This is a genomic window from Mesorhizobium sp. M7A.F.Ca.AU.002.02.1.1, from assembly GCF_003998535.1.
GTDB lineage: Bacteria > Pseudomonadota > Alphaproteobacteria > Rhizobiales > Rhizobiaceae > Mesorhizobium > Mesorhizobium ciceri.
The window spans coordinates 1-3,200 of sequence record NZ_RZPB01000693.1; the positions used below are offsets into that span (position 1 = coordinate 1).

General features: G+C 61.9%; 3 protein-coding genes. All 3 read right to left on the minus strand.

What is annotated here, in order from left to right:
- The coding region (locus tag EN879_RS29535) for a hypothetical protein (RefSeq protein WP_164774655.1) at window positions 1–288 on the minus strand (288 nt) is incomplete at its 3' end.
- Between the two features lie 19 nt (window positions 289–307).
- Entirely contained in the window at window positions 308–1,804 is a 1,497-nt protein-coding gene (gene tssL / locus EN879_RS29540) for a type VI secretion system protein TssL, long form (RefSeq protein ID WP_127274430.1), read from the minus strand.
- Window positions 1,805–2,099: 295 nt separating this feature from the next.
- On the minus strand, window positions 2,100–3,140 hold the full coding sequence (gene tagH, locus EN879_RS29545; RefSeq protein ID WP_063170597.1) for a type VI secretion system-associated FHA domain protein TagH: 1,041 nt from the start codon (window positions 3,138–3,140) through the stop codon (window positions 2,100–2,102).
- Between the last annotated feature and the right edge of the window lie 60 nt (window positions 3,141–3,200).

A 3,200-nucleotide genomic window follows, 5' to 3' on the forward strand; every position in this document is an offset into this window, starting at 1 on the left:
GGCCTCATTCATGCGGGCTTCGAGCAGCCGCCCATCGTCATCATCGCGGTCATCATTGTGCGCAACGACGGTTTCGAGCGCTTTTTGCGCCTTCCTCCCCTGCCAGAAACGCAGCCCGTGAACAAGCGCCAGCGTCGCCACGATTACACCGATGATCGTTGCACGCAGCCAGGCAGGCCCGAGCGGCCGGCTATCGGCAAAGCGGATCAAGGGGCCGGCAAACCATATGGCCGTCGCGAAGCCGATCAGCGCGGTCATGCTGAATATCCGCAGCAGCCAACGCGTCATGGATGCTTCCAGCAGGTCGTCACAATGTCTCCTCCCTGGGGATCATCACATCGACACGGCGGTTCCTGGCGCGGCCTTCCGGCGTCGCGTTTTCGGCGATCGGTTCGTCCTCGCCCTTGCCGTCCACCGTCAGTCGCGAGGGATCGCTGAATTTCGCGGCCATCAGCGCTTCGACGGCTTTGGCCCGGGCCAGCGAAAGGTCGAAGTTGGATTTGAAGGCGCTCGACCGACGCGGTTTGACATTATCCGTGTGGCCGACGATCCGGATCGGTCCAGGCTCGTGCTCAAGAGCCGCGGCGATGTCGGCGGCGATGGGCTGAAATTCCGGCTTCGTCTCGGCCCTGCCGGACTGGAACAGCAGCAGATTGTTGATTTCCACGACGATGAAGTCGCCCTTGGTGCCAATGGCCAGTCCGCCGCCTTCGACGTCCTTGGCCAGCGCCGCACGAATACGATCGATCTGAGCGTTGGCCGCCGGTGGGGCGACTTTGGCTGGCTCGACCAGCGGCGCCACGCTGGCGCGCTCGATAGCGACGGGTATTGATGGGTTGAGTGCCAGCAATTCACCTGCGGCGGCGTCGCCTTCATTGGAGATGAAGACCCGCAATGCGAAGAACGCTGCCGCCAGCAGCGCCGACGCTGACGCGGCAACCACCCAAAGCGGCAGGCGGGCCGAGGACTGCGCCATCGTCTCGGCCAAGCCCTGCCAGCGCGGCGAGATGTCTTCACCCGCACGCGTCCTGAAGTAGCGAAGCGTCTCGTAGACGTCGCGTCGAACGCGCTCGAGATTGTTGTCTTCGCGCCTCACGCCGCGATACTGGCCCTCGAACCCCAGCGACAGACAGACATGCATCAGTTCGAGCAGATCGTAATGTGTCTCGGGATGGGCCAGGATCTTGTTCAGTGCTTCGTAGAAGCCTGTGCCGGAGGACTGGGTATGAAAGAACTGCCACGACATGCTGCGTTGCGACCAGTCGTCTTTCCCAGGCCAAGGCAGGTTGCCGATGAGATCGTCGGCTGTTTCGCACAGAACATAACGCGCAATCCGCGCATCCTCTTCGGCAACGTCCGATTTCTCCACCGTCCGGTCGAATTTTTCGATGGCCTCAGCGACATGTTGCGCCAGTGGCTCCGCCTGTCTTTCGACAGGCATCAGCCTGAGTTGCCCAAACAGCATCAGCAAAGGAGCGGCCGCAGCGAGAATAGTGTTTGCCGCGCAGTATCTGACCACCTCGGCGGCGCCGAGCAGCATGCGCTGCTCGATGGGCGGCGTTGATGCGGCGGCCGAAGAGCTGGTACCTGCTGGGGCACCCAGGGCCGGGCCTTGATAGATGACGGTTCCTGATACCCAGCCCGGTGGCCGCACGACGCCAGGATCGAACACGGTTGAATCCTCGATCCTGGAGGTGTCCGCGATGGATTGCTCCGGAACCGGCGGCGGTTTTTGCGTGCGCCGTGGATTTGCGCGAATGACGGTCTTGCCCGCCGGACCGAAGGGGTCGTCCTTCGAGCTCATCGCCGATCACCCGTGCAGGCGGGATACCCGCGATTGGGCGAGACAGGCGCAAGACGGTTTCTGGTCGGGTAAAGGGACCGCAACCCCGGTCGGCCGCGGCAGTGTCCGCAGAAGGATTGGCCAGAAAATCCTGTCCCGCCGTAGCATGACATTGCCGCAGACCCCCAGGTCAATGAGTCTTACCCGCTTGGCGAACTGTCGTACGCGATTGTAATCTCAGAAATTGTTTATTGGAACCGGATGCCGGGCGTCGGAGGACTTTTCTGACTGGCCTGCCAGGCGTTTCCTGGATCGCCTATTTTTGCTTGTCGGCTTTGGCGTAGGCCTCGCTGAAATACGCCAGGTAGATGTCCAGCATGCCGTTTTCATGTGCCTCCTCCATGGTCCGCCATGTCGCGACATAGGCGTCCCAGGCCTGCCCCTTCTTCGATGTGAACGACGTAGGCGGGAGTTTCCTGCCGATCGCCTCGGGCGACAGGTCGTCAAGCAGTCGGGAGAGCGCAGCTTGCATGGCGGCATAGGTGGCGAATTCGTGCGTCTTCAGATCGCGGAATGCGTCCTCGATACTGCGCCTGGCATCAAGATAGCCGGCCCTGCGACGGGCGAACATGATTTCGAGGATGTCGTCGGTTCCTGGAACGAACTTCAGCGGATTGTTGTCGGCGGCGCTGATCATCGTTCGTTGTGTGCTCTTGGCCAGCATTTTCGCGGCCGCACGTGCTTTCAGCAGCAACGTCAGTTCCTCGACCACCACCCGCAGGACCGCGCCGATTTCGGCGGCAACTTCATGCGGGTCGCGTAATTGAAGCAATTCCGGCGAAATGCCGGCTCCGATCGCGATCTCCCGCAAGACCTCGTCTCTGGTCGAAGGCAGGGGTGGGGAGTGCGGCGGAATGCGCTGCCCGGGCCGTTGCTGCGCGGGATCGAAGAAAGGTGCATCTTTGAATTCCAGCGGTCGGCCTGTCGCGGGCGGCATGTCTCGCTGCTCGGATTTGTAGCTGCGGTAGCCCGCCGTGGCGCGCTCTTCGTCGATCGATACCAAGATGACATAACGGCCGATCAGTATCCGGTCGCCATGGCCAAGCCGGTGTGGCCCGGTCATGCGCTGGCTCGATCCGTTGATGAAAGTCCCATTGCGCGAGATGTCGTGCAGCCAGAACGCGCCCGCCTCGTAGCGAACCTCGCAGTGGCGGCCCGAGATGAACTTGTCGGGATCCGGCAAGGTCCAGTCGCAAGCATCGCGTCCGATGTCGAAGCCGCGATCACGCGCCGCGTAGCAGGTCGAGGTACCAGCGGGCAAGGCGTCGACATTGTTGATTTCCAGACTGATGTGCATCCGAGATCGCCGTCGATCGTTGATCGGTACTCCGCCATTCTAGCAGCTTGCGGGTAAAAC